Annotated in this window: 23 protein-coding genes; 7 read left to right on the top strand and 16 right to left on the bottom strand. The window is 68.7% G+C overall.

Features of this window, described 5'->3' with window-relative positions:
- Positions 1-9: 9 nt before the first annotated feature.
- Positions 10-1185 (bottom strand): 3-ketosteroid-9-alpha-monooxygenase, oxygenase component, encoded by a 1176-nt coding sequence (locus NA12_RS20005; RefSeq protein ID WP_067453802.1) that lies wholly within the window; start codon positions 1183-1185, stop codon positions 10-12.
- A 203-nt stretch (positions 1186-1388) separates the two neighbouring features.
- On the opposite strand from NA12_RS20005, the gene NA12_RS34340 reads away from it, so the two are divergent.
- Positions 1389-1988, top strand: coding sequence for a hotdog family protein (locus NA12_RS34340; protein ID WP_067453275.1), 600 nt, complete (start codon positions 1389-1391; stop codon positions 1986-1988).
- Between the two features lie 74 nt (positions 1989-2062).
- On the opposite strand, the gene NA12_RS19995 is transcribed toward NA12_RS34340, so the two are convergent.
- Entirely contained in the window at positions 2063-2722 is a 660-nt protein-coding gene (locus NA12_RS19995) for a TetR/AcrR family transcriptional regulator (RefSeq protein WP_067453270.1), read from the bottom strand.
- Between the two features lie 142 nt (positions 2723-2864).
- On the opposite strand from NA12_RS19995, the gene NA12_RS19990 reads away from it, so the two are divergent.
- Positions 2865-3827: an oxygenase MpaB family protein gene (locus NA12_RS19990; RefSeq protein WP_067453267.1), complete on the top strand. Its 963-nt coding sequence runs from the start codon at positions 2865-2867 to the stop codon at positions 3825-3827.
- Between the two features lie 17 nt (positions 3828-3844).
- On the opposite strand, the gene NA12_RS19985 is transcribed toward NA12_RS19990, so the two are convergent.
- Complete coding sequence (locus NA12_RS19985) at positions 3845-4438, bottom strand: TetR/AcrR family transcriptional regulator (protein WP_067453264.1); 594 nt, start codon at positions 4436-4438, stop codon at positions 3845-3847.
- 72 nt (positions 4439-4510) lie between these two features.
- On the opposite strand from NA12_RS19985, the gene NA12_RS19980 reads away from it, so the two are divergent.
- Entirely contained in the window at positions 4511-5272 is a 762-nt protein-coding gene (locus NA12_RS19980) for a 3-hydroxyacyl-CoA dehydrogenase (protein WP_067453261.1), read from the top strand.
- Between the two features lie 184 nt (positions 5273-5456).
- The gene (locus NA12_RS19975; RefSeq protein WP_067453258.1) at positions 5457-6155 is read left to right on the top strand and encodes an HAD family hydrolase; all 699 of its coding nucleotides are present in this window, start codon (positions 5457-5459) and stop codon (positions 6153-6155) included.
- A 230-nt stretch (positions 6156-6385) separates the two neighbouring features.
- Here the strand turns inward: NA12_RS19975 and NA12_RS19970 are convergent, their stop codons facing one another.
- The 6 genes from NA12_RS19970 to NA12_RS19945 form a co-directional block, all read right to left on the bottom strand.
- Positions 6386-6877 carry a beta-class carbonic anhydrase gene (locus tag NA12_RS19970; RefSeq protein WP_067453255.1) on the bottom strand — a complete coding sequence of 164 codons (492 nt, stop codon included), beginning with the start codon at positions 6875-6877 and terminating at the stop codon, positions 6386-6388.
- A 187-nt stretch (positions 6878-7064) separates the two neighbouring features.
- Positions 7065-7571, bottom strand: coding sequence for a pyridoxamine 5'-phosphate oxidase family protein (locus NA12_RS19965; RefSeq protein ID WP_067453797.1), 507 nt, complete (start codon positions 7569-7571; stop codon positions 7065-7067).
- Positions 7572-7680: 109 nt separating this feature from the next.
- On the bottom strand, positions 7681-9054 hold the full coding sequence (locus NA12_RS19960) for a cutinase family protein (RefSeq protein ID WP_067453253.1): 1374 nt from the start codon (positions 9052-9054) through the stop codon (positions 7681-7683).
- A gap of 210 nt (positions 9055-9264) precedes the next feature.
- The gene (locus tag NA12_RS19955; RefSeq protein WP_067453250.1) at positions 9265-10056 is read right to left on the bottom strand and encodes an ABC transporter permease; all 792 of its coding nucleotides are present in this window, start codon (positions 10054-10056) and stop codon (positions 9265-9267) included.
- The gene (locus NA12_RS19950; RefSeq protein WP_067453247.1) at positions 10053-10868 is read right to left on the bottom strand and encodes an ABC transporter permease; all 816 of its coding nucleotides are present in this window, start codon (positions 10866-10868) and stop codon (positions 10053-10055) included. The genes NA12_RS19955 and NA12_RS19950 overlap by 4 nt, the downstream gene beginning before the upstream one ends.
- Positions 10865-11815, bottom strand: a complete 951-nt coding sequence (locus NA12_RS19945) for a daunorubicin/doxorubicin resistance ABC transporter ATP-binding protein DrrA (protein ID WP_067453245.1) — start codon at positions 11813-11815, stop codon at positions 10865-10867. Before NA12_RS19945 ends, NA12_RS19950 begins: the two co-directional genes overlap by 4 nt.
- Before the next feature lie 208 nt (positions 11816-12023).
- Between NA12_RS19945 and NA12_RS19940 the strand changes: the two genes are divergently transcribed.
- Genes NA12_RS19940 through NA12_RS19930 form a run of 3 tightly spaced genes read left to right on the top strand, consistent with a single transcriptional unit; the run spans position 12024 to position 15434 of the window.
- Positions 12024-13094: an acyl-CoA dehydrogenase family protein gene (locus tag NA12_RS19940; protein ID WP_067453242.1), complete on the top strand. Its 1071-nt coding sequence runs from the start codon at positions 12024-12026 to the stop codon at positions 13092-13094.
- Positions 13095-13119: 25 nt separating this feature from the next.
- Positions 13120-14181 (top strand): LLM class flavin-dependent oxidoreductase, encoded by a 1062-nt coding sequence (locus NA12_RS19935; RefSeq protein WP_067453792.1) that lies wholly within the window; start codon positions 13120-13122, stop codon positions 14179-14181.
- The gene (locus tag NA12_RS19930) at positions 14178-15434 is read left to right on the top strand and encodes an MFS transporter (protein WP_067453239.1); all 1257 of its coding nucleotides are present in this window, start codon (positions 14178-14180) and stop codon (positions 15432-15434) included. The genes NA12_RS19935 and NA12_RS19930 overlap by 4 nt, the downstream gene beginning before the upstream one ends.
- A gap of 65 nt (positions 15435-15499) precedes the next feature.
- On the opposite strand, the gene NA12_RS19925 is transcribed toward NA12_RS19930, so the two are convergent.
- From NA12_RS19925 to NA12_RS19895, 7 genes are all read right to left on the bottom strand, one after another.
- Positions 15500-16834 carry an NtaA/DmoA family FMN-dependent monooxygenase gene (locus NA12_RS19925; protein ID WP_067453235.1) on the bottom strand — a complete coding sequence of 445 codons (1335 nt, stop codon included), beginning with the start codon at positions 16832-16834 and terminating at the stop codon, positions 15500-15502.
- Positions 16835-16926: 92 nt separating this feature from the next.
- The gene (locus NA12_RS19920) at positions 16927-17958 is read right to left on the bottom strand and encodes an aldo/keto reductase (RefSeq protein ID WP_067453232.1); all 1032 of its coding nucleotides are present in this window, start codon (positions 17956-17958) and stop codon (positions 16927-16929) included.
- 25 nt (positions 17959-17983) lie between these two features.
- Positions 17984-19264, bottom strand: coding sequence for an acyl-CoA dehydrogenase family protein (locus NA12_RS19915; RefSeq protein WP_084472939.1), 1281 nt, complete (start codon positions 19262-19264; stop codon positions 17984-17986).
- Positions 19261-20547: an acyl-CoA dehydrogenase family protein gene (locus tag NA12_RS19910; RefSeq protein WP_084472938.1), complete on the bottom strand. Its 1287-nt coding sequence runs from the start codon at positions 20545-20547 to the stop codon at positions 19261-19263. The genes NA12_RS19915 and NA12_RS19910 overlap by 4 nt, the downstream gene beginning before the upstream one ends.
- Positions 20544-22196 carry a dipeptide ABC transporter ATP-binding protein gene (locus NA12_RS19905; RefSeq protein WP_067453228.1) on the bottom strand — a complete coding sequence of 551 codons (1653 nt, stop codon included), beginning with the start codon at positions 22194-22196 and terminating at the stop codon, positions 20544-20546. Before NA12_RS19905 ends, NA12_RS19910 begins: the two co-directional genes overlap by 4 nt.
- Positions 22193-23077 carry an ABC transporter permease gene (locus tag NA12_RS19900; protein ID WP_084472937.1) on the bottom strand — a complete coding sequence of 295 codons (885 nt, stop codon included), beginning with the start codon at positions 23075-23077 and terminating at the stop codon, positions 22193-22195. Before NA12_RS19900 ends, NA12_RS19905 begins: the two co-directional genes overlap by 4 nt.
- Positions 23074-24117, bottom strand: coding sequence for an ABC transporter permease (locus NA12_RS19895; protein ID WP_067453225.1), 1044 nt, complete (start codon positions 24115-24117; stop codon positions 23074-23076). The genes NA12_RS19900 and NA12_RS19895 overlap by 4 nt, the downstream gene beginning before the upstream one ends.
- Positions 24118-24121: the final 4 nt, after the last annotated feature.

The raw sequence follows: 24121 nt of genomic DNA, 5'->3' as shown, positions 1-24121 counted from the left end.
GGTGCGGGATCAGGACATGGTGTCGATGACGGCGCCGCGGGCGATATTGTCGGCCACCTCGGCCTCCCAGCTGGTCACCGCGCGATCGGTGTCGATCTCGAACTCGAACCGCTTGGTCATGTCCGCGGTGACGTCGTCGATGTCGACGTAGAACTGCTTGTACCAACGGCGCAGCTGATACACCGGGCCGTCCTCCTCCGACAGCAGCGGATTGTCGATGGGCGCCTTGTTCTTCCAGATCTCGACGTCCTGCTCGAATCCGTACTCGACGCCCTGCGCGAACTGCGCCGCCATCGCGTCGGCGTCCTCGTCGGACATGCCCGCCGGTTTCTTGACCATCGCGCCGTACTGCAGCACGAACGAGTTTTCGTCGACCGGGTAGTGACAGTTGACGAGCACCGTCTCGATTGTCATCCCGTTCGATTCGCTCCACAGCCGATCGAGCATGTACGACGGACCGAAATACGAAGCGTCCGACCGCAGCGCGGAATCCGGGTCGTCGTAGCTGGTACCGACGGTGACGTCGTGGCGCGGGGTCGAGCGCATGTACTGGGTGGCGACGTGGCCCTCGAAGACGTTCTTGAAGTAGCGCGGGAAGGAGAAGTGCACATAGAAGAAGTGCGCCATGTCGACGACATTGTCGACGATCTCGCGGCAGTGCGAGCCCTCGATCAGAATCGAATTCCAGGTCAGGTCGGTCCACTCCGGGGTGCCGTAGCCCTCGATCTCGGGGATCGTCACCTCGTCGGTGGGCTTGGAACCCTGCGGGTCGTGCCAGACGTAGAGCTGGCCGTTGCGCTCCAGCGTCGGCCAGGTGCGAGTCTTGGCCAGCGGCGGCACCCGGCGCGCGTACGGAATGGCCGTGCACTTGCCGTTGCCGCCCCAGCGCCAGTCGTGGAACGGGCAGGCGATCGAGTCGCCCTTGACGGTGCCGTGCGCGAGATTGCCGCCCATGTGGCGGCAGTAACCGTCGAGCACGTGCAGCGCGCCGTCGGATTCGGACGCGAACACCACGAGCATGGTGCCGAAGGCCTTCACCTCGTGTGGGTTGCCGTCGCGGAACGACGAGAGCAGGCCCAGGCAGTGCCAGCCGCGGGCGAACCGAGTCGGCGCCGCGGCGGCCTCGATCCGCCGGTAGTCGGCGGTGGTGTCCTGTGATCGGCCGTTCGGCGAGTTCTCCGGCATCGAAACCTCCATGTTCGGACGGAGTGGGGATGAGCTGCGCCGATGGTCGCGCCGAGCGCGGGTGGGCGGGTCGTGGTCTTCCCGGTCAGCGGACATGTTTTCGCCCCGGTCGGCCGTCGTCCCGGTCACCGGGAGCGGAACCGATCACAGCCGACGGGCCGCCCTACCGTGATGGCATCGGTCTCGGCGAGCAGGAGTGAATCATGGGTAACGTCGCGGTGGTCTTGGACACCGATGCCATTCGGCTGTTCGCGCAGGCGGCGCGCTCGGACAACCCGGCCTACCGGATCGCCGATCGGCCCGTGGTACCGCCGACCTTCCTGCCCGCCGACGGTTCACCGGCGGGGGAGTGGGCCGAGACCGATCACCGGTTCTTCGGTCCGCCGCCGCGCGCGGGCGACCGGCTGACCGCGATCCGCGCCGATTCCCCCGACCGCCCTGGCGTCGCCGACTCGCTGACCCGATACTTCGACCGCACCGGCGGTCTCGTCGCCGAGTCGTGGGCGGCGGCGGAGACCTTCGCCGGCGAGCGGGTGTCGCCGCAGGCGGCGGCGCTGCTGGCGACCTACGCCACCGACTGGCTCGGGGCAGAAACGATCCGCCGTTTCCGCACCAGGTCCGTGCGCCCGCTGCCGCCCGGCGATGTCATGTCGTGCTCGGGGCGGGTGACACAGAGTTATCTGCAGGACGGCGAATCCCGTGTCGATGTCAGCCTGTGCGGCGCCGACGCGACGGGCGCTGTCGTGGTGCGTGCGTGGGCTACCTTCGCCGTGACCGGCGACGCGACACCGGACTCGCGCTAGGGGAGCGGACCCGCTGCCGGGCCCGCGTCGAGCTCCCGCCACATCACCGCACCACGCTTCGCGCCCGCTGCGCGCTAGGTCGCCGACTTCGTCGCGGTGACGTGCTGCGCGTTGTCGGAGGTCAGCAGTAGTCGGGCGATGAGGTCGGCGAGATGTTCGCGGGTGGTGTCGAATTCGCCGCGCATCCAGGCCGCCACGAGCTCCAGGGCGCCGCTGACCACGCTGTAGGCAATCATGTCGGCGTCGAGCGCATCGGCGGGTTGGGCGAGGATCTCGCGGCCGACCGCCGACATCGCGCGGGCGATCGCGTGCTGGGTGCTCAGTCGCGCGGCCTGCATCGCCTCGGTGCTCTGCGCGTTCAGCAGCAGGGCGGATCGGCGTGGGTCGGCGAGCAGGAAACCCAGCGCGGCGTCGGCTGCCGCGCGCACCTGGCTGTGGACGTCGGGCTCGGCGTCGTGGGTAGCGGTGACCACCGCGACGATCCCGAGGGCGGTGTGCTCCTCGACCAGCGCGGTGAGCAGGGCGTCGCGGTCGGTGAACTGCTCGTAGAAGTAGCGATCGTTGAGCCGGGCTCTGACACAGACGGCGCGTTTGGTGACCGCGGGCGCGCCGGCCTCGGCGAGCAGGTCGAGCGCGGCATCGAACAGTGCGCTACGACGGCGTGATCGGCGTTCCTCCGCGGCCACGCCACCGTAGACGCGCGTGGTCGCCGCGTCGTCGGAGTCCTCGCGCATAGCCGCCTTTCCTGTTCCTCGGGCGCCAGAATAGTCCACTCCGAACTCTTGACCGGCTCTCAATTCTGGTGCAATCTGACACCAGACTAGTTTCTGGTGCCGGATTGCACCAGAAATAGCGGCGGAACAAAGGAGTTCACCGATGACCTGTCCTGTGTCACCTCAGGCAACCCGCTCGGTCGACGCCACCTCGGTGTCCTCGCGCGAAACCCACAGCGCTGTCGCACGATTCGAACGTGTCGGCGGATCGGTCCTGTTCGGTCTGTTCGGGGTCGGGCTGTTCGACCAGCCGATGCTGCCCCCCGTCTCGGCCGCGCTGGAGGACACCGGACGCGCGCGCGATGAGCCGTGGGCGCGGGCAGTGCGCACCGCGGCGGCCGACCAGCTGATCTACCACGGCGAAGACGCCGATCGGGAGGCCGAATCGCAGCGGCTCATGCTGCTGCATCGCGACGTCAAAGGCGTCGGTCCGGACGGCGAACGCTATTCGGCGCTCAATCCGCACGCGTGGAACTGGATCCTCTACTCGACCTTCTTCGTCCAGCGCGGCGCCTACCTGGCGCTGACCGGCGACACCCCTTCGCCTGCGGCCGACCAGGCGATCTGGGAGCAGTACCTCAGCAAGACGCGGGGTCTGCACCTGCCGGGCAACTCGCAACCGATCGCGAACTACTCGGACCTGACCGTCCACTACGACCAGATGATCACCGAACTCCGCGCGACCCCGGCGCTGGAATCCGCCCTCGCGGCGGTCCGGCGCGCACCGCGCCCGGACTTCGTGCCGGCCGTCGCGGCGCCGCTGTGGCGGATGGGCTCGCCCGCGCTCGGCTTCGTCGTGATGCTCCTGGGCTGCGGCATCATGCATCCCGAGGTGCGGGCCAAGATGCCGATCACCTGGACCGCGCGCCAGGACCGGCAATTCCGGCTCCTCACGGCCGCCCTGCGTGTCGCCTACACCCGGCTGCCCGCCGCGGTGACCGACTCCCCGATGTCTCGCAATCGGCGCAAGTACGACCGCCTGGTCGAACGCTACCGCGGGGTGGGGCTCACCTCGTTCGCGCCGGAGACCGTCGAGGCCCGATCGCGGCGGCGCGTGCGCGCGTAGCCGTGCTCGAGTGGTGCTCAGCCCGGAAGGTGTGGATCCATCCATCGCAGCATCCGGTCGACCGAATCCGCGCAGTCGCCCCGCGCGCCGGATTCGGCCCACTCGATCAGCGCGGCGAAGGTGGCGGACTGGTAGGCGGTGGCGATGGCCCGGTGGATGGCAGCGGGGCCGCCGTGCGATCGGTCGGCGAGGTAGCCCGACAGCGTGTCGATCCACGGCCGGTAGATCCGGGGAGCGGTCGCGGCCAGCTCGGGCTCCGAGGCGATCAACCGTAGCCAGGCCGGCGCCAGCTCGTGGATTCGCGGATCGCGCGACACCGACTCGACGATCGCGGCCCGCACGACCACCGAGGGCGGATCCTCGGGAGCCGCGCCCACGAGCGCGTCGCGTAGCCGCTCCGTCGCCGGGGCGACCCCGATCCAGGCGATGTCGGATCGGGACGAGAAGTGCCGCAACAGGGTTCGCACACTGATCCCGGTGGCCCCGGCGAGATCGTTCCAGCCGGTGGTGGCGAAGCCGCGGTCGGTCCACAGGCGCAGCGCACCGACCGACACGGCCCGGGTGTCCAGCACGCTGGGACGGCCGGGGCGGCGGGGAACTGGCTGGGTCACCGCGAAAGCCAAACAGTTTTGGCGAAGTGTGTCAATAATCAGTAGGACCGCACCGAACACAGGAGAAACAGTATGGATTTCGTCAACTCATCCGCGATCGTCACCGGCGGTGCGTCGGGTCTCGGCTTGGCGACCGTGCAGGAACTGCACGCCAAGGGCGCCAAGGTCGTCATCGTCGACCTCGCCTCGTCCAATGGCGCGGCCGTCGCCAAGGAACTGGGTGAGGGCGCGGCTTTCGCGGCCGCCGACGTCACCGACGAAGCGGCGGTGGTCGCGGCACTCGACGTCGCGGAATCGCTGGCGCCGCTGCGGATCGCCGTGAACTGCGCGGGCATCGGCAACGCGATCAAGACAGTCGGCAAGAAGGGTGCGTTCCCGCTCGCCGATTTCACCAAGGTGATCAACGTCAACCTGGTCGGCACGTTCAACGTGATCCGGCTGGCCGCCGAACGCATGTCGGGCACCGACCCGGTCGGTGAGGAACGGGGCGTCATCATCAACACCGCCTCCGTCGCCGCCTACGACGGCCAGATCGGCCAGGCCGCCTACTCCGCGTCCAAGGGCGGCATCGTCGGCCTGACCCTGCCGATCGCGCGTGATCTGGCGAGCTTCAAGATCCGCGTCGTCACCATCGCGCCTGGCCTGTTCCACACGCCGCTGTTCGAAACGCTGCCCGCGGAGGCACTGCAGTCCCTCGGCGCGCAGGTGCCCCACCCCTCGCGTCTCGGCCAGCCCACCGAGTTCGCCGCGCTGGCCCGCCACATCGTGGAGAACCCGATGCTCAACGGCGAAACCATTCGCCTCGACGGCGCCATCCGAATGGCCCCGCGCTGAGTTGATCTGTGCGAGAACCTATCCGGCCGGGCAGTCCACCCGGCCGGATATTTTCATGTCGGGGGAGTGGGAGTGGCCACGACGGTGCGACCGGCGGCAACAATGACCGGATCGGGGCCGCTGAACTAGCCTCGGCCGGCTTGCGCGGCGACGGAGCCGCACACACTGAAAGGCGGAATCGACCGTGACTGCGGCGCCACGACAACTCGTGCTCTGGGATCTCGACTACACCCTGCTCGATCCTGCTGGATTCGGGCAGCACGCGATCCGATCGGCGTTTTCCGAACTCACCGGTTTCTCGCCGCCGGCGGGAGTGCTGGTGGCTGGACGCACGGATCGAGCTGTCATCGCCGAGTTCATCGCTGCCACGGATCCAGCGCTCGCGGACCGTCAGGATGACGTGCAGGAACTCGCGGCGAAGATCGCGGAACGACGCAGGCATGAGTTGCGGTCACGCGGCGGCAGGGCGCTGCCAGGGGCCGCGGCGGCGGTGGAAGCCCTTGCTGCGCATGGCGACGTGGTGCAGTCGGTCTTGACCGGCAACCTGGAGACTATCGGGCGGATCAAAGTAGGCGAACTCGGCCTCGGACGCCACCTCGACCTGACCATCGCGGCCTTCGGTGACGCTCATACCGTCCGGTCGTCGTTGGTGCAGACAGCGCGGGCGCGGGCGCGGGAGCGCTACGGGGTCCACTACGAAGGGCATGCGACCGTGATCATCGGAGACACCCCGCACGATGTGGAGGCGGCAGCCGCGCAGGGCGCCTTTTCGATCGGTGTCGGCACCGGACAGTACTCGGTCGAGGAACTATCCGCTGTCGGCGCCGACAGCGTCGTTCCCCACCTGAAGGATCCGGAGGCGCTGCTCGCCGCACTGCCATGACCGCTGATCCAGAGGTTGACGCCGCCGCTGCCAGGCCATGCCTCATAGGGTGTATCCCTGTCGAGCAGAAGACCTTGCTCGACGAGCTCCACCTCCGCAAGATCGACCCGGCTCGGGTTCTGGTCATCGACCCACGCGGACACCGGTGGTAGCGGTTCCATCTCTGCCCAACACCGTGTACTGCCCGAGCAGCGCGTCTGATCTCGCCACTCGGGCCGTCACTCAGATGATCAGTCGAGCACTTCGTTGAGTTTCCCGGTCGCGACGTCGAAGACGAAGCCGCGCAGCGAGGTGGTGCGCGTGATGAAGGGGCTGGCTTCGATGCGGCGCAGCGAGTTGCGGACGTCCTCGTCGAGATCGCCGAAGGCCTCGGCGGACCAGGTGGGTTTGATGCCGATCTCGTTCTGGATGTCGCGTTTGAAATCGTCGTCGGTGAAGGTGAGCATGCCACAGTCGGTGTGGTGGATCAGGATGATCTCGGTGGTGGCGAGCAGCCGCTGGCTGATGGCCAGCGAGCGGATCTCGTCGTCGGTGACCACGCCGCCCGCGTTGCGGATCACGTGCGCTTCACCGTCTTGCAGACCCAGGATGCGGTAGACGTCGAGACGGGCATCCATGCAGGCCACCACGGCGACGTGCTTGCTGGGCGGCAGCGGGAGCGGGCCGTTGAACTGCGCGGCGTAGGCGGTGTTGTTGGCGAGGTATTCGTCGGTAACGGTCATGGTGGCGTCCTCGGGTCGATGGATGGCGACAGCGAATCTCCGCACCCATGGTTGGTGCCATGCACGAGTGCGGCCAGAGATTTGCGCAGTTCGAGGAGAAGGGTCGTTCGCAGCGGTGCGAACGACTAGAAGCAAGCAGTGCGCGGTATTCGATATGAGAGCCTACGGTGCCGCGCGGCCGAGCCGATCAGGGTTGACCGTCAGCGGTACTGCCGCCGAGCGGCATCGCGGGCAGCCCGAGTTTGCGATGGTCCCACGAGCGGATCCGGGTCGGGTCGACCCGGACGACGATGCGTTTGTGCATCATGGACTCGACCAGCGGACGAGCCTGCTCGGTGTAGGGACCGACGTAGCGGCGGAAGACATCGATTCCGGCGTTCCAATACTCCTCATCGGCGGTGTCCTCGATCAGATGCGCTGTTCCTTCGATCGAGACGCCACGCAACTGGTCGTAGGTGTCGCCCGCCTCGGCCATGCAGGTGAGGGTCGGGTTGCGACGCAGGTTGGTCGCCTTCTGCGACTTCGCCTTGGTCTCGAAATAGATCTTGCCGTCGATGTGGCCGAACCACATCGCCGTCAGGTGCGGTTTCCCCTCGGCATCGAGTGTCGCCAAGGTGAGCACTCTGCTGTGGTCGAGGAATCGCGTGATCTCGTCCGCGCTCATCTGCACAGTGGCCCGTTGTTTGACTCCCACGTTCACCTCCGGTTCGGCTTTGTCGTCGACCCTATCCAGCAACCACGTTCGGCGACCCCGAACCCGGCTTTTCCGCTGTTCGGGGTGGCTGTCAGGCGGTCACCGGCAGTTACGAACCGACCTGGGAGCCCAGGTAGTCCAGCAGGATCGCGACGTCGTCGCCGTAGTCGATGTGGGCCTGCGAGGTATAGAAATTGGCCATGTCCACGCCTTGGCGGGCCAGTTGGACGAGTTCGTCGACGGTGGCGGGGTCGGTGAGGCTGAGCAGGCTTCGGGTGGTTGCGCGCAGGTCCGATCGGACGCCGGCGGCGACGGGGCCGAGCACGGAAACCGTGAGGTCAGCGCTGCCGGCGGCCACGCTCGCCAGGTCGGCGGCGGCGGCGACCGGGTCGTTGCGATCGAGCGAGTCGACCGCACGCCACAGGATTTCCTGAATCCGGCCGATCTGGTCGGCGATGCCGAGCAGATCGATCTGCGTCATGGCGTCGGCGATCACGCTGACACCCGCGGTCCGACCGGAGGGGTCGATGGCGGCGGCCGCGCGGATGACCTGGGCGACCAGAACCCGGTCCACACCCGCGGCGGCCTCGACCAACGGAGCCAGGGCGAGGTTGAGGGCTCGTGCGCTCTGGTGCGCACCGCGAATGTCGCGCGTCGCGACGAACTCCGAGAGGCGGGTGAGGTGATCGACAATGGTGGGCAGGTTCGCCGCGGTGGCGGTCCAGCCGGCGCCCATGGTGACGGCTTGGCTGATCAGGCTGCTCGGATCGCTTGTGGCGGGCAGAAGTTCGGCGATCGGTTCGAGATCACCGCTCAGGACCCTGCCGAGCACGGCGAGGAACGGGGAGGTGGCGGCATCGAGTGAGCAGTACAGGTCGCCGTCGGCGCACAGGGTGCGGACCCGCTCGGTCAGTGCACCGAAATCCCGGCTCCGAGTGCCGGCTATGCCGCGACCGGGCTGGCTATTTCCCAGGGAGAGTGCGGTATTCGGGTCGCGATGCGGATCGGACACCAGTCCGACAGCGACCACTCGATCGGCACCGATGGGACCGTCGCCATTGCCGATCGCGGTGGCCAGATCGCCGATGCCGTCCGCACCCTGGCTGTACCCGGCGAGGACGACCCGCGTCGAGCTGCACAGGCCACGCAACATGTGGCGCAGGCGGGATTCCAGGGTGTCCAGGGACTCCGCGTAGGTCAGGCCCTGGTCGAAAGCGCTTGCGGCATAAGGGACGTAGAGTGCCGTGAGATCCCGGCCGAACTGTCGTTGCAGGCCGTCGCCGACGGGCCCGAGCATGCCGACGGGCACCCGGGGATCGGCGTCCGGAGTCGTCTCCCAGGTCCCCGGCGCGAAAATCGCGGTGTAGGGGGTGCAGTGCCGCGTGTCGGGCGCATCCGCGCGCGCGACGCCGACCGCCGTAGCGCCGACCGCGAACAAGGCGGCGGCCAACAGCGCCGTAGCGGACCTCGACAACGTGTTCATCAACCGATTCCTCTGTCGCCGAAGGAAGTTCGTGGCAACGGCAGGTGCGCGCTCGCACCGAACCGTCGGGCCAATTCTCGCTACCCGCCGCGGGTTTCGCCGACACTTTCAGACACAGTTTTGTTTCAGATTTGGTGCGGGGGGACTGGGGGCTCCGGCACGGGTGCTGGTACCCGGTCTCGTCGGACCGGGTACCCGCGGGTCCGGTGTTCAGCGCTTGCGGTACCCGCGGATGGCGAGTGTCGCGAAAACCACGGTCAGCGCCACCGTCCACGCCAGCGCGCGCCAGGTGGGTGCGGCGATCGGCCCGGATGAGGCCAGCCCGCGCATCGCCTCGACCACCGACGACACCGGGTTGGCGGCGGCGACAGGCTGGATCCAGGAGGGAAGATCCTGGCGAGGGACGAACCCGGTCGACAGGAACGAGGCCACCAGCAGAATCGCGTTGAGCGCCGAACCTACCGCCTCCCCGGACTTGGCGTGCACCGCGATCGCCACCATCATCCACGCGACGCCGGTACCGAACAGCAGCGGCAGCACGAGGAATCCGATCGTGCCGAGGACTCCGCCCGTGAAACGGAATCCGAGCAGATAGCCCACTGCCACCACCGCGAGCAGCGTGATCAGATTGCGGACCGCGTCGCCGGCGATGCGCCCGATCAGCGGAGCCGCGCGGGCGATCGGCATGGCCCGCAGCCGACGGTCGAATCCCGATTGCAGGTCGTCATAGGTCGTCATGGCGGTGCCGAGTCCGGCGAACATGATGCCCATCACGGCGAACAGCGGCAGGCTGAAGTTCACGTAGTCGGCTCGGCTGCCGCCGGGGGCGACCAGTGAGCCGAACGACACCGTGATCAGCACCAGCAGGATCAGTGGGAAGAACGTCGCCATCATCAGCAGGACAGGGTTGCGCAGCGTCACCCGGATGGCGCGGACGGTGAGCGCCCAGCTGTCGATGAGTACGTGCGGGCGAGGCCCCGTCGCGGTGCGGGTTTCGTTCACAGTGTCCTCCGGTAGGCCCGGGCCGCGAGCGCGACACAGACGACGAATCCGCCGCTGAGCCACAGCACGGCGATCGTGACCGGCCTGGCGAGGGCCGCGTCCGAGGCGGCGAGCGCGCGTAGTGCGTCGGCGGTGCGGCTCAGCGGTTGGTTGGCGACGAAGGGTTGCAACCACTGCGGGAATGCCTCGGTCGGGGTGAAAGCGTTCGATACGAGCAGGAACGGGAAGAAGATGACATTGGTGATCACCTGCACCGTGTCCACCTTGCCCGCCGCGAAACCGATCGCGACGAACCCGGTGCACACCACCGCGGCGAACAGCAGTGCGATGAGCACGAATCCGATCGACGCGAGCACCCCGCCGCCGAGGCGGAAGCCCATGAGGGCGCCGGCGGGCAGCAGGATCGCGATCGTCAACAGCGCGCGGGTGAGTTCCGCGCCGACCAGTCCGAGTACCGGGGCGAGTGGGGAGACCGCCATGGATCGGAGTCTGCGGATCATCCCGCCGGTCACGTCCTCGACCGACAGGATGGCCGCCGACATGGCGGTGAAGAGCATCGCCTGCAGAATGACCGCGGGCAGCAGATACTGCCCGTATTCGCTACCGATCCGACGCTCGACGACGGTGCCGAACACGACGTAGAACATCGTGGCGAAGATCAGGGGCAGCACGACGGCGCCGATGATGGAGGCGGGGCGTCGGCTCATCAGGCGCAGGTGCCGACCGACCAGGATCGCGGTGTCGGCCGACGCCGACGGATGCGGACGCGCTACCGGGGCAACGGTTTCCGGTGCGGGGGCCGTCGTCGTCACGGGGTGTCCTCCGGCTCGTTCGGCGCGCTCGGGTGCCCGGTCAGGCGGAAGAACACGTCGTCGAGGGTCGGGCGGCGCAGGGCGATGTCGTCGACGGCGATCTCGGCGGCATCGAGCTTGCGCACGACATCGACCAGGGTCGCGGCGCCCGACGCCGCGACGGCGACGCCGTCGCTCAGTTCGGCGAGCCCGGTCATGTCGGCCAGCGCGGCAGCGATCCGGGGGCGCTCATCCTCGGGCGCGGTGACGTGGCAGACCGAACCGCCTGCCTGATCCTTGAGCTCGTCGGCGGTGCCGTCGGCGATGACGCGGCCGTGATCGACCACGACGATGCGGTCGGCCAGTTCGTCTGCCTCGTCCAGGTATTGGGTGGTGAGCAGGATGGTCATGCCGTCGTCGCGAAGGTCGCGGACCACATCCCACAGCACCGCGCGGCTGCGCGGGTCGAGGCCGGTGGTCGGTTCGTCGAGGAAGAGCACTTCCGGTCGGCCGATCAGTGATGCGGCGAGGTCGAGCCGTCGGCGCATGCCGCCGGAGAAGGTGCCGCTGCGTCGGTCGGCGGCGTCGGTGAGATCGAAGCGGTGCAGTAGTTCCTCGGCTCGGTCGGCGGCCCGCCGACGTCCCAGTTTCAGCAGCCGTCCGAACAGGACGAGGTTCTCGCGTGCGGTGAGGTTTTCGTCCAGGGCGACGAACTGTCCGGTCAGCCCGATCACCGACCTGACCGCTCCCGCGTCGGCCACCACATCGTGACCGGCGACCCGTGCGTGACCCGCGTCGGGCACCAGCAGGGTGGTCAGTACATCGATCGTTGTCGTCTTTCCCGCCCCGTTCGGTCCGAGTACCCCCGCGATCGTGCCCCGTTCCACTGCGAAACCGAGCCCGTCCAGCGCCGTCACCCCACCGAACCGTTTGACGAGACCCTCCGCCTCAACGGCATAATCAACCATGCAAGTTAACTTACCCTAACCTAACTATAAATGGCCAGGCTGCAACAGGATTCGACAATCGGGCCGGACCGTAGGACGCATCGACTTCTCGATCGGCGAGAATTAATCTCCGATCGTTGCCTATCAGGGCAGGTAGAAGCCGCATTGTTCGAGGTAAAGCGGCGGTAGATAGCGACTTTCGCGCGCTGTCCGGGTCGATACTTTCGAGGTGAACCCAGCGCACGACAACTCGAACGACGAATTCCTCGTTCGAGTGCGCGACTACGCCGAGCGAGTGTTGCGACCCGCCGCGCTGTCGACGGACCGTACCGGGGTGCACGCGGATCGGATCGACGAACTGGGCGGCCTCGGTCTGCTCAACCACCTCGCACCGCGAGCATCCGGTGGCCTCGCGATCGACCGCGACACCGATCGTCGCGTGCACGAGATCATCTCGGGCGCCTGCTTCAACACCTGGCTGGTCTGGGCCCAGCACGCGCCGCTGGCCGGACGTATCGCCGCGACGGGCGCCCCGGTATCGGCGCTGGCCGCCCGGATTCTGCGCGGTGAACTGCTGCTCGGGGCCGGGGTCAGCGATGTGCGGCGTTTCCCGGAGCACTACGTGCGGGCACGCAAGGCCGCGAACGGCTGGGTCTTCGACGGCACTCTGTCCTGGGTCAGCGGGTGGGGGCTCAACTCGGCGCTGACCGTGTCCGCCGTGGAGCCCGACACCGAAACCGTGGTCACCGCGCTGGTGCCGGTCGGGGAAAGAACCCGCAGCACCGGACCGCTGCGACTCGGCGCCGTCGCGGGCAGCCGGACAGCCCGCGTGCGCCTGGACGAAGTCTTCGTCCCCGACGAGAACGTCCTCACCACACAGAGTCTCGACCGAGCGCGCGTCGAGGACGCGGGCACCGCGAGCGATGCGCGAGCCCACCACTTCGGCCTCGCCGAGACCATCCTGACCGAGCTGGAGCACAGCACTGCGCCGCTGGCCGCCGACGTCGCGGCGACCTGGCGTCCACGCGTCGCCGAGATCCGCTCCACGGCATACGCGCTCGCCGATGAAACCACGGCAGCGGGCGGGGGAGCGCATCGCCTCGATCAGCGCCTTGCCACCAAAGTCGCCAGCGGCGAGGCACTTTCGGCGATCAGCCGCGCCCTGCTCATCGCCAGATCCGGTCGTGGCCTCGGCGACGACGACACCGCCCAACTGCACGCCCGCTCCGTCCTCTTCGTCCTGGTCCAAGGCCAGACCGCCGATGTCCGCCGCGCCCAGCTCGCTGCGCTGGCCCGCTGATCACCACCGAACGGAACCACCGAACATGAGTCTCGAATTCCTCTGGTACATCCCGAATCAGGTCACGCCGGGTCACCGCGGCGAGCCCGTGGTCGCCGACCACAACAGCCTGGATACCTTGACCACCCAGGCGAAGGCCCTCGAGGCGCACGGCTGGAAGGGCGCGCTGCTCGGCACCGGCTGGGGTCGCCCGGATACCCTCACCGTCGCGGCGGCGCTGGCGGCGCGGACCGAGTCCTTCGAGCCACTCATCGCGATCCGTCCCGGCTATTGGCGCCCCGCGAATTTCGCCTCGGCCGCGGCGACGCTCGACCACCTCTCCGGGGGCAGGGTGCGGGTGAACATCGTCTCCGGCAAGGACGATCTGGCCGCCTACGGCGACAGCGAGGGCGACCAGGCCGACCGCTACGCCCGCACCAGGGAGTTCCTCCAGCTCGTTCGCAAATTGTGGACCGAGGAGAATGTCACGTACCGGGGCGAGCATTTCCAGGTCACCGACTCCACGGTGGTGCCCCGCATCGAACCACGAGGCGAGCGCCGTCATCCGACGCTGTACTTCGGTGGCGCCTCCGAAGCGGCGGAGCGGGTCGCCGCCACCGAGGCCGACGTCCAATTGTTCTGGGGCGAGCCGCTGGACGGGGTGCGTCAGCGCATCGAACGATTGCGCGCCCTGAGCGCCGAACTGGGTCGTGAGCACGCGCCGCTCGAATTCGGCTTGCGCGTCACGACGTTCGTTCGCGACACCACCGAGCAGGCGTGGGCCGACGCCGAGGCGAAAGTCGCGCAGATGGCGGCGAACAGTCAGGGAAACGCGAATCCGCACCGGCGCACCGCCGTCGGCCAACAGCGTCTGCTCGACCTGGCCGCGCGCGGCGAGGTGCTCGACGACAACCTCTACACCGCACCGGGTAGATACGGCGGTGGCGGCGCGGGCACCACCTGGCTGGTCGGTTCCGCCGAGGATGTCGCCAAGTCGCTGCGCAAGTACCGCGATCTCGGCATCACCCACTTCGTGCTGTCGGACACCCCGTACCTGCGCGAGATCGAGCGTCAGGGCTCCCAGCTGCTGCCGCTGCTCGGGGAGTGAGTGCCGCCGCCGTCCTGACCGTCGCCCCGGTACGCAGTCGACGGTTCCGGCTCATCGCGGTCTTCGCGGTGACCCAGACCGTCGGCTACGGCGCGATGATCCAGGCCTTCACCGTGCTGCTGGTGCCGATGTCGCATGCCCTCGCGGTCTCACGCACCGAAATCGCTGCCGCAGCAACCATTTCCACTCTTGTCGGGGCCTTGGCCGCGGTGCCGGTGGGCAATCTGCTCGACCGTTACGGCGGGCGGGCTCTGATGACGGTGGGATCAGCGCTCGGGGTCGGCGCGGTCGTGCTGTGGTCGCAGGCGCAGAGCCTGGCTCAGCTGTACCTGGCGTTCACGGTGATCGGGTTGGCCCTGGCCACCTCCACCTACGAGGCCGCGTTCGCCGTTCTCGTGGTGGCCACCGAACCCGAACACCGGGATTCGGCGATCGTCGCGGTGACCACGGTCGTGGGGCTCGCCACCAGCCTGTACTACTTCTTCGCGGGCTGGCTGGAAACGCAACTCGGCTGGCGCACCACACTTCTGGTGTTGGCGGCCGGTTTCGCGGTGATCGTGGTGCCCGCGCATCTGTGGGCGGTGCCGGGGCGGGCAGCGCACACCAGCCGAGTGGCGCAACGCACCGGCGTCGCGCTCGGCGACGCGCTCCGGGACCGTAAATTCTGGCTGCTGGTGGTGTCCTTCGTCGCCCAGAGCGGGTCCACCTCGGCCTTCCTGTTGATGATGGTCACCTACTTCCGCGACATCGGCTATTCGCCGGTGTCCGCGGCGGCCCTTCCGATCGCGGTCGGTGTCACCCAGATCGCTGCCCGGCTGGCGCTTGCCCCGCTGGCTCGCCGCTTCGGGATGACCAGCGTGACCGGGGTGTCCTTCGCCCTGCAGGGGGTGGGACTGCTCGCATTGCCGCTGGTGGGCACCTCCTTGCCGCTGACGTTGGCCTGCATCGTCGCCTTCAGTACCGGCTACGGCACCAGCGTCATCGCCCGCCCGTCGATCGTCGCCGACAGCTTCGGCGTCCCGCAGTTCGCCGGCATCCTCGCCGTGATGACAGTGCCGATCGCGCTGTCGCGCGCGGGCGCCCCGTTGGCCGCCACCTGGCTCGGTGACTGGCGATTCCTGGTCGCCATCGGGCTCGCGGCCCTGCTCGCGGCGGTCGCGCTGATCCCGCTGTCGCGCACACCGCCGGTCGACCATCCGCCGGTCCCGACCCAGGACGCGGTCACCGGGCCCCACTGCGGCGCGGCCCCGTAACGACTCCACGCGAAGCGGCCGCCCCACTCGAACCCGAGCGGGGCGGCCGATGGAGTGGGGTGACGCTACGCGGGCAGGCTTTCCACGGCGCGGTCCGCCGGAAAGGGCAGCCCGAAACGGGCACGCAATGTCGGTGCGGAGTAATCCTTCTGGAACAGCCCCCGCTCCTGCAGGATCGGGACCACCAGGGTCGCGAAATTCTCCAGGTCGACGGCGGTCTCGGCGGGCATGATGGTGAAGCCGTCGGCGGTGCCGGCGTCGAACCAGGACGCGAGATCGTCGGCGACCTGCTCGGCCGAACCGACCAGCAGACGATGGCCGGAACCACCGGCGCCCTGCTGGATCAACTCGCGCGGAGTGCGCGGTCCCTCCGCGATGAGCGCGCGGGTGGAGATGCTGAACCCGGTCGAGAACGCACCGGTCGGAACGGTGTCGGGAAGATCATCGACGCTGATCGGATCATCGGGGCCGAAAGAGTCCGCGGGCAGGCCGAGGTTACCCAGCAGCGCGGTGGTGAGGCGCTCGATCGGCAGCAGATCGTAGAGCTCCTGCTCACGCCGACGCGCCTGCTCCTCGGTCGCCGCCACCAGCACCACCACACCGAGCGAGATCTTCACATCATCGCGATGGCGCCCGGCCGCGGCCGCGCGCTGCCGGATGTCGTTGCGGAACGCGACCGCCTTGGCCTTGGTCTGGGCGACGGTGAACACGACGTCGGCGAAATCACCCGCCAACTTGAGACCGCCCTCTGACCCGCCGGCCTGCACGACCACCGGTCGACCCTGCGGACCCGGAGCCACCGGCAGCGGCCCGGCGACCGAGAAGAACTCGCCCTCGTGATCGATGCGATGGATCTTGTCGCTGTCGGCGTAGCGACCGGTCGACTTGTCCGCGATCAGCCAGTCCGGCTCCCAGCTGTCCCACAGCCGGGTGACCACGTCGAGGAACTCCCAGGCCCGCCGGTACCTGGTCTCCTTCTCCGGATGCTCGGTCAGGCCGAAATTCGCTGCGGCAGCGGGTGTTCCGGTGGTGACGATATTGACCGCCGCCCGCCCCTTCGTCACGTGATCGAGCGCCTGGAATCGTCGCGCGAGGTTATAGGGGGAGTTGTAGGTGGTCGAGGAGGTGATCACGACACCGAGGTGCTCGGTCACCGCCGCGACACTGCCGAGCAGCACGAGCGGATCGATCCCGGTGCCGGGCGCCTCCTCGATCTCCCCGCGCAGCGCCGGGCCGTCCCCGAGGAAGACCGCGTCGATCTTGGCGGCCTCGGCGATCTTCGCCAGGCGCTGGAAGTAGTCGATGTCGAGATAGGCGAGCGGATCGGCGTGGTCGAGTCGCCACGCCTGGCGGAAGTGTCCCGGCGTCATCAAGGACAGGTTCAAGTGGAATCCGGACATGGTCGGTGCCTTCTGGTGCGGTCGGTGCGACAGACGACGCCGATGACGTGCGCGGTTCGCGCCACGTCATCGGCGTCGTGTTCGGGCAGGATTCAGAGCTTCAGACCGGTGCCGTGCACACCGTGCTCCTCGATCAGGGCGAGCTCCTCGGCGGTGAAGTCGGGGAAGTCCAGTGCGGCGGTGTTGTGGTCGAGCTGGGCCACCGAACTCGCCCCGATCAGCGCCGAGGTGACCTCGGGGCGGCGCAGCACCCACTGCAACGCCAGCTGGGCCAGTGACTGCCCGCGCGCGGCGGCGATCTTGTTCAGCTCGGCGGTGCGCTGCCGGTAGGTCTCGTCGATGACGTCGGGGGACAGGAACGTGCTGTTCTGCGCGCGGGCGCCCTCGGGGATCGTCTCGAGGTACTTGTCGGTGAGCAACCCTTGAGCCAGCGGCGAATACACGATCACCCCGAACCCGTCCTGGGTCGCGGTGTCGAGCAATCCGTTCTGCTCGGGGCGGCGATCGTAGATCGAGTAGCGAGCCTGGTGGATCAGCAGCGGGACACCGGCGGCGCGCAGCTGCTCGGCGATCTCGTGGGTGCGGTCGGGCAGGTAGTTGGAGATGCCGACGTAGAGCGCCTTGCCCTGCTGCACCGCGCTGACCAGCGCGCCCACGGTCTCCTCGAGGGGAGTGTCGAGATCGGGGCTGTGGTGGTAGAAGATGTCGACGTAGTCGGTGCCGAGATCGCGCAGGCTGTGCTCGAGGGAGTTCAGGATCGACTTGCGCGAGCCGCCGCGCAGGTACGGGCTCGGCCCGATCGCGTTGCCCGCCTTGGTGGACAGCACGATCTCGTCGCGGTACGGGGCGAGATCCTTGGCGAGCACCCGGCCGAAGTTGTGCTGCGCGGCGCGGTGCGGCGGACCGTAGCGGTCGGCGTTGTCGAAGTGGGTGATGCCCAGGTCGAACGCGTGCAGGATGATCTCGCGCTGCGTGGCGAACGCGTAGTCGGTGCCGAACTTCTGCCACAGCCCGAAGGAGAAGGCGGGCAGATCGAGGCCCGAAGCGCCGGTGCGCCGGTACGGGACCTTCTCGTAGCGGTCTTCAGCGGCGGTGTAGGTGCGGTCGAAGGGGCCGTAGCTCATCAGGTGGGATCTTTCTCTCGGTGGTTCAGAACAGGCCGGTGGTCGGGGGTTGTTCCCCCGACAAGTGAAACGCGCCCGCGACGGCTTGCTTCCACTGGCGGGGGTTGTGATTGGCGGCGGTGCGGGCATTGCGCCAGTGCCGGTCGAAGCCGAGGGCGCGGTCGGTGATCGATCCGCCACCCACGTCGAAGACGAGTTCGGCTGCGGCGAGGGCGGATTCGATGGCGATCACGCCCGCCTGCGCGACCTCGACCGCCGCCGCCGCACCCGCGGCGCGGGCGTCGTCGCCGGTGCGTCCGCGCACACCCTCGAGGGTCTCGGCGGCCAGCAGGACCACCGCTCGCGCCGCCTGGGCGCGGGCGGCGATCTCGCCGACGGTCTGGCGGACATAGGGATCATCGAGGCTGCTGGTCGCGGTGCTGTGCTTGATCGGGCGGGCCTTGTGCCGCACGTAGGCGACGGCGTCGTCGCGGGCGCGCGCGGCGATACCCGCCTGCACCGCGGCCAGATACAGCTGAGCGTAGGAACCCTGCCATGGGTTGTCGGGTGCGGTATCCGGGGCCGGGGTGATCTCGTCGGCGCGCACGCGCACCCCGGTGAACCGGGTGGTTCCACTGGCGGTGAGGCGCTGGCCGACCGCGTCGAAGTCGTCGAGCCGTCGCAGGCCCGCGCGATCCACCGGCACGGTGAACCGCAGCACGGTCCCGTCCTCGGTCTGCGCCTGCGTGGAGAACCAGTCCGCGTACAGCCCACCGGTCGAGTAGTACTTCTCGCCGTCGATCACCCAGTCCGCGCCGTCCCGGCGGGCGGTGGCGTTGACCTGTCCGCTGGCACCGCCGGTGCGTTCATTGCTGGTGCCCGCGAACAGGTCCCGGTCGCGCAGCCGTCGCAGCGTCTGCTCCCGATGCGGCAGATCGGGCCTGCCCGCCACCTGGTTCGCGGTCAGGAAGCTGCTCCGCAAAGCCTGCGCCACACTGGAATCGGCGCGCGCGATCTCGATGACCAGGTCGGTGACCTCGCGCAGCGACCCACCCGCCCCGCCCTCGGCGACGGCGATTCCGGTCAGTGCGATCCCCGCGTCGGCGAGCGCGCGGACCTCGACGAAAGCGTAGTCGCGGTCGATTTCACGCTGGCGCGCCGTGTCGGCCAGCCGCGCCAGGATCGGTGCTGCCGCAGCCCGGATACCTGCCACGGTGAGCGGGCGTGCCGCCGGTGCCGTCTGCGAATTGTCCGGTGGCCCTGTGTGCTCGATCGACCCGACCACAACGGAGTCGAGGGATGCCGCCGGCTGATCGACGGCGGTCATCGCTGGTCCGGCGCGGCCGTGTCGCCGTCGACAGCGGCGGCCGCGGTGTCGTCGGGCGTGACCACCGAGGCGCGCTGCCGGTAGTAGCCGGGCACCGGCGCGTTGCCGTTGACCACGAAATCGCCGAGCACACGTGGCTTGTAGATCACCGGGTTGTGCGAGGCGAGGGTGCGGGCGTTGCGCCAGTGCCGGTCCAGGTGGACGCTGTTGCGGATCGTGGACGAGCCGCCCGCGTCGAAAGCTCTTGTCGCGGCGTCGAGTACGGCCTCGATGACGGCGATCTGCGCGGCGGAGGTGTCGAGGTAGGCGCGGGTGTAGGCGGCCTCGTCGCCGGCGACGTGCGCCGCCTCCAGTTGCTCGGCGGCGTGGCGCGACAGGGTTTCGGCGGTAAGCCTGCGCGCTTCGAGGATACCGATGACAGCGAGGACGTCCGGGTCCTCGTCGGCGCGCTGGGTGAGCGCGTGCAGGCTGGTGCGGGTGCGATCGCGCACGATCTGCGAGGTCTCGGCGACGATACTGCGCGCGATACCGGTCAGGTTGGCTAGGTGCACGATCTGGACGAAGGAGTCCAGGCCGCGCAAGGACTCCTTGTACTTGCCGATATCGCCGTGCTCCTCGACCGGCACATCCTCGAAATAAGTGGTGCCACTGCCGGTTTGACGCTGACCGATGCCGTCCCAGTCGTCGGTGTGGGTGACGCCCGGGTGGCGGGCCCCGATCACCACGAAGCCGCGGGTGCCTTCGTCGTCGACCACGGCCGCGCGGATGTAGTCGGCGAAGCGCGAGCCCGTCGAGTAGAACTTGGTGCCCGAGACCACCCGCACGCCGTTCTCGCCGACGCGGGCTCGCGTGGTCGTCACGCCCCAGCCCGCGGCTTCGCCCACCGCTTCGGCGACCAGCGCCGAGGGCTCGGACTGCGCGTTGCCGAACACCGCGCCCGCGCCGATCGCCCGGAACCAGTGCTCGCGCACCACCGGATCGGTTTCGGCGCGCAGGATCTCGGTGGTGGTGAAATGCCCCCGCCAGATCTGTGGAATGTTGGAATCGGCCTGCCCCGCCTCGGCCAGCAGCCCGAACAGCGTCGGCAGGTCGACGTCGAACCCGCCGTACTCCACCGGCACCCGCAACCGGCCGAAGCCCGCGTCGGCCAGCGCCTGGATCAGCGCGTCGGGGTGCTCGAAGGCGAGGTCGCGCTCGCCTGTGCCCGGCACGAATTCGGCCAGGACGGCCCGGATGCGGGGCAGCGCCTCGGCCAGTGTGGCGGGCGCGATGGTGGTGGTCATGACAGTCCTCCGATGAGGTCGCGGCCGGCGATCGCGTCGAGCAGACGCACGGTGTAATCGTCGGCGGGAGAGGAGAAGACCTGGTCCACGGTGCCCTGCTCGACGATGCGGCCTTCGCGCATCACCGCCACACGATCGGAGATCGCGCGCACCACAGCCAGGTCGTGCGAGATGAAAACGTAGGTCAGTCCGCGTTCTCGCTGCAGGCCGCGCAACAGATCCAGGATCTGCGCCGCGACCGAGACGTCCAGCGCCGAGATCGGCTCGTCCAGCACGATCACCTTCGGCTCCAGCACCAGCGCGCGAGCGATGGCCACCCGCTGACGTTGCCCACCCGAGAGTTCGCGAGGATGGCGGTCGACGAAATCGGCGGGCAGGGCGGCGGCCTCCATCGCGGCCACCACCCGGTCCCGATTCGGCCTGCCCCGGCGCAGCCCACGGCGCGGCTCGAACGAGCGCAGCGGCTCGTCGACGACGTCGTAGACGTCGAAGCGCGGATCGAACGAGGAATACGGGTTCTGGTACACGATCTGCACGTCGCGGCGCAGCGGCCGGAACTCCCGGCGGCTCAGCCGGGTGATGTCGGTGCCGAGCAGTGCGACCCGGCCCGAGTCCACCTCGGTGAGCCCGGCCAGCACCCGCGCCGTCGTGGACTTCCCGCTGCCGGATTCGCCCACGATGGAATAGGTTTCGCCGCGTCGGACCCGAAACGAGATACCGTCGACGGCGGGTACACCGCCGTAGTCCTTGCGCAGCTCGTCGACCTCGATGACCGTCTCGGTGGTGACCGCGACCGGGGTACGGTCGCGGACCCACGGCCGCCGCGACGGCACACTGTCGAGCAGTCGCCGGGTGTAAGGGTGCTGTGGATCGGCGACCAGTCGCGCGGTCGGCCCGAACTCGACCAACTCGCCCTGGTGCAGTACGCCGATCAGGTCGGAGCGGTCGGCGGCCACCCCGAGGTCGTGGGTCACCAGCACCACGCTGGTTCCCGTGCGCAGCCGGACCTCGTCGAGCAGGTCGAGCACCTGTTTCTGCACCGTGGCGTCCAGCGCCGAGGTCGGCTCGTCGGCGATGATCAGGTCCGGTTCGGCCGCCACCGCGGCGGCGATGAGCACCCGCTGACGCATGCCGCCCGAGAGTTCGTGCGGATACTGGCGATAGCGGCGCTCGACATCGGTGAAGCCGACCAGTTCGAACAGTTCGTGCACGCGTTCGCGGCGGGCCCGCGCATCGAGCTCGGTGTGTAGCCGCAGCACGTCCTCGACCTGGTGCCCGACCCGGCGCACCGGGTCGAGCGAGACGGTCGGATCCTGCGGGATCAAGCTGATCGCGCGTCCTCGGATCGAACGCCATCCTTTCGCGCTGAGCTCGGTGAGGACCTGGTCGCGGAAGGTGATGCTGCCGCCGGTGACTTCGCCGTTGCCGGGCAGCAGCCCGAGCACGGCGTGGGCGGTGGTGGTCTTGCCCGACCCGGATTCGCCGACGAGCGCCAGTACCTGGCCGGGCGCGACATCGAAGGTGACGTCGCGCACCACCGGGGTGAGCTGATCGTTCACCCGGTAGCCGACGCGCAGGTTCGCCACCCGTAGGACCGGCGCGACATGGGTTTCTGTTGTCGGCGTGATGGTTTCGTGGACGACGCTCATGCGGAGGTCCTCCTGGAGAAGTAGCGGGACAGGTGATTGGTCGCCAGCACCATCACCACGATGGTGAGCCCTGGCCACAGCGTCAGCCAGCCGCGGGTGGCGATGTAGTTGCGCCCGTCCGAGACCAGCCGACCCCATTCCGGGTCCGGCGGCTGCGCACCGAGCCCGAGGAAACTCAGCGACGCGATCCAGATGATCGCGATGCCGAACTGCACGGTGATCAGCGAGACGGTGGGCGCGATCGAATTGGGGATCACGTGTCGTCGCAGAATCGTGCCGGTCGAGGCCCCGCTGGTGATGGCCGCCTCGACGTAGGTGCTGGTGCGGGCCTTGACCACCTCCGAGCGGATGAGCCGGGCGAAGGTCGCCGACGAGGTGAGCCCGACCGCGATCCCCGCCTGCCACACCCCGAAACCGAGCAGCACCACGATGGTGATGGCCAGCAGGAAACCGGGGATCGAGAGCACCACGTCGATGAGCCGCATCACCGCGCTGTCGGGGAACCCGGCGAACCAGCCGGCCACCGCACCGAGCAGGGAACCGACGAACACACCGACACCGACGGCGATCGCCGAACCCAGCAGCGACGCCCGCGCGCCGTAGACGATGCGCGCGTAGAGGTCACGGCCGAGCTGATCGGTACCGAACCAGTGCTCGCCCGAGGGCGGTTTCAGCTTCTGCGCCGGATTCACCGCCAGCGGGTCGTAGCCCGTGAACAGCTGCGGCGCGATCGCCCACGCCAGGATGGTCGCGACCACCAGCAATGCCAGCGCGACCGTCCAGTGTCGACGGGTCCATCGCAACACGGACCGCGCGCGCTGCGCCGGATCTACCGAATAGGACTGTGCTGTCACAGTTGTCGGTTTCTCGAGGGTCGTCATGGCATCGCCACCTCGGCAGGCAGCCGACGCGGCACCGCCGCGACGACCGGAACGGATACGGTGACCTGCTTGCGTCGGGTCGACCGCGAGCGGGTGACCCGGTGCGTGCGCCCGTCCACCAGCACCCGCGGATCGATGAACGGATAGGCCAGATCCACCGCGAGATTCACCAGCACATAGGCCACCGTCGAGAGCAACACCACCCCCTGCACCACCGGCAGGTCCTGGGTGTCGACCGCGCCGACGGTGAGCTGGCCGATGCCCTGACGCGCGTACACCGACTCGGTCACCACCGCACCGGCGATGAGCTCGCCGAAGGCCAGCCCGAGCAGCGTGAGCACCGGCAGCGACGAATTGCGCAGCACGTCCTTGCGGAAGATGTAGCCCTCGCTCGCGCCCCTGGCTGCCACCACGTGCACGAACGGTCGCTGCCGGGTGGTGCGCACCGAGGTGGCGAATACCTGGGCCATCGGCGCGGCCACGATCAGCCCCAGGGTCGCGGCGGGTGCGATGAGCGCGAGCACCGTGCCGTTGTCGACCGAGGGGATCAGATGCCAGCGGAACGAAAGATATTGCAGGACGAGCACACCGACGACGAAGGTGGGCACCGAGGCGAACAGCGCGGGCGCGGAATCGAAGGCGTTACGCAACCACGCCCACGGCGCGTAGTTGGCCGCCACCGCGACAACAGCGGCGAAGACCAGCCCGAACACCAGGCCGAGCCCGGTCAGCGTCAACGTGGAGGGCAGTGCCTCGGCGACAGCGTGGGTCACCGGCCGTCCCGAGGTGAGCGAGAAGCCGAGGTCACCGTGCAGCAGTGCCCACAGCGCGTGCAGGTACTGCTCCCAGACCGGCCGGTCGAGCCCGTAGAACTCGAGCATCAACCGGCCTGCCTCCGGTGTGATCTGCGCTTCCGGGTTCTGGATCCGGTTGTTCACCGAATCCCCCGGCAGCGCGCTGAGCAAGATGAACGACAGGGTGTAGGCGGCCCAGAGGACCAGTACCGCTTGGACCAGTCGCCGCAAGATGTAGATGCGCATCGTC

The organism is Nocardia alba NBRC 108234 (genome assembly GCF_001612665.1).
GTDB lineage: Bacteria > Actinomycetota > Actinomycetes > Mycobacteriales > Mycobacteriaceae > Nocardia > Nocardia alba.
This window is presented reverse-complemented; position numbering and strand designations above follow the sequence as displayed.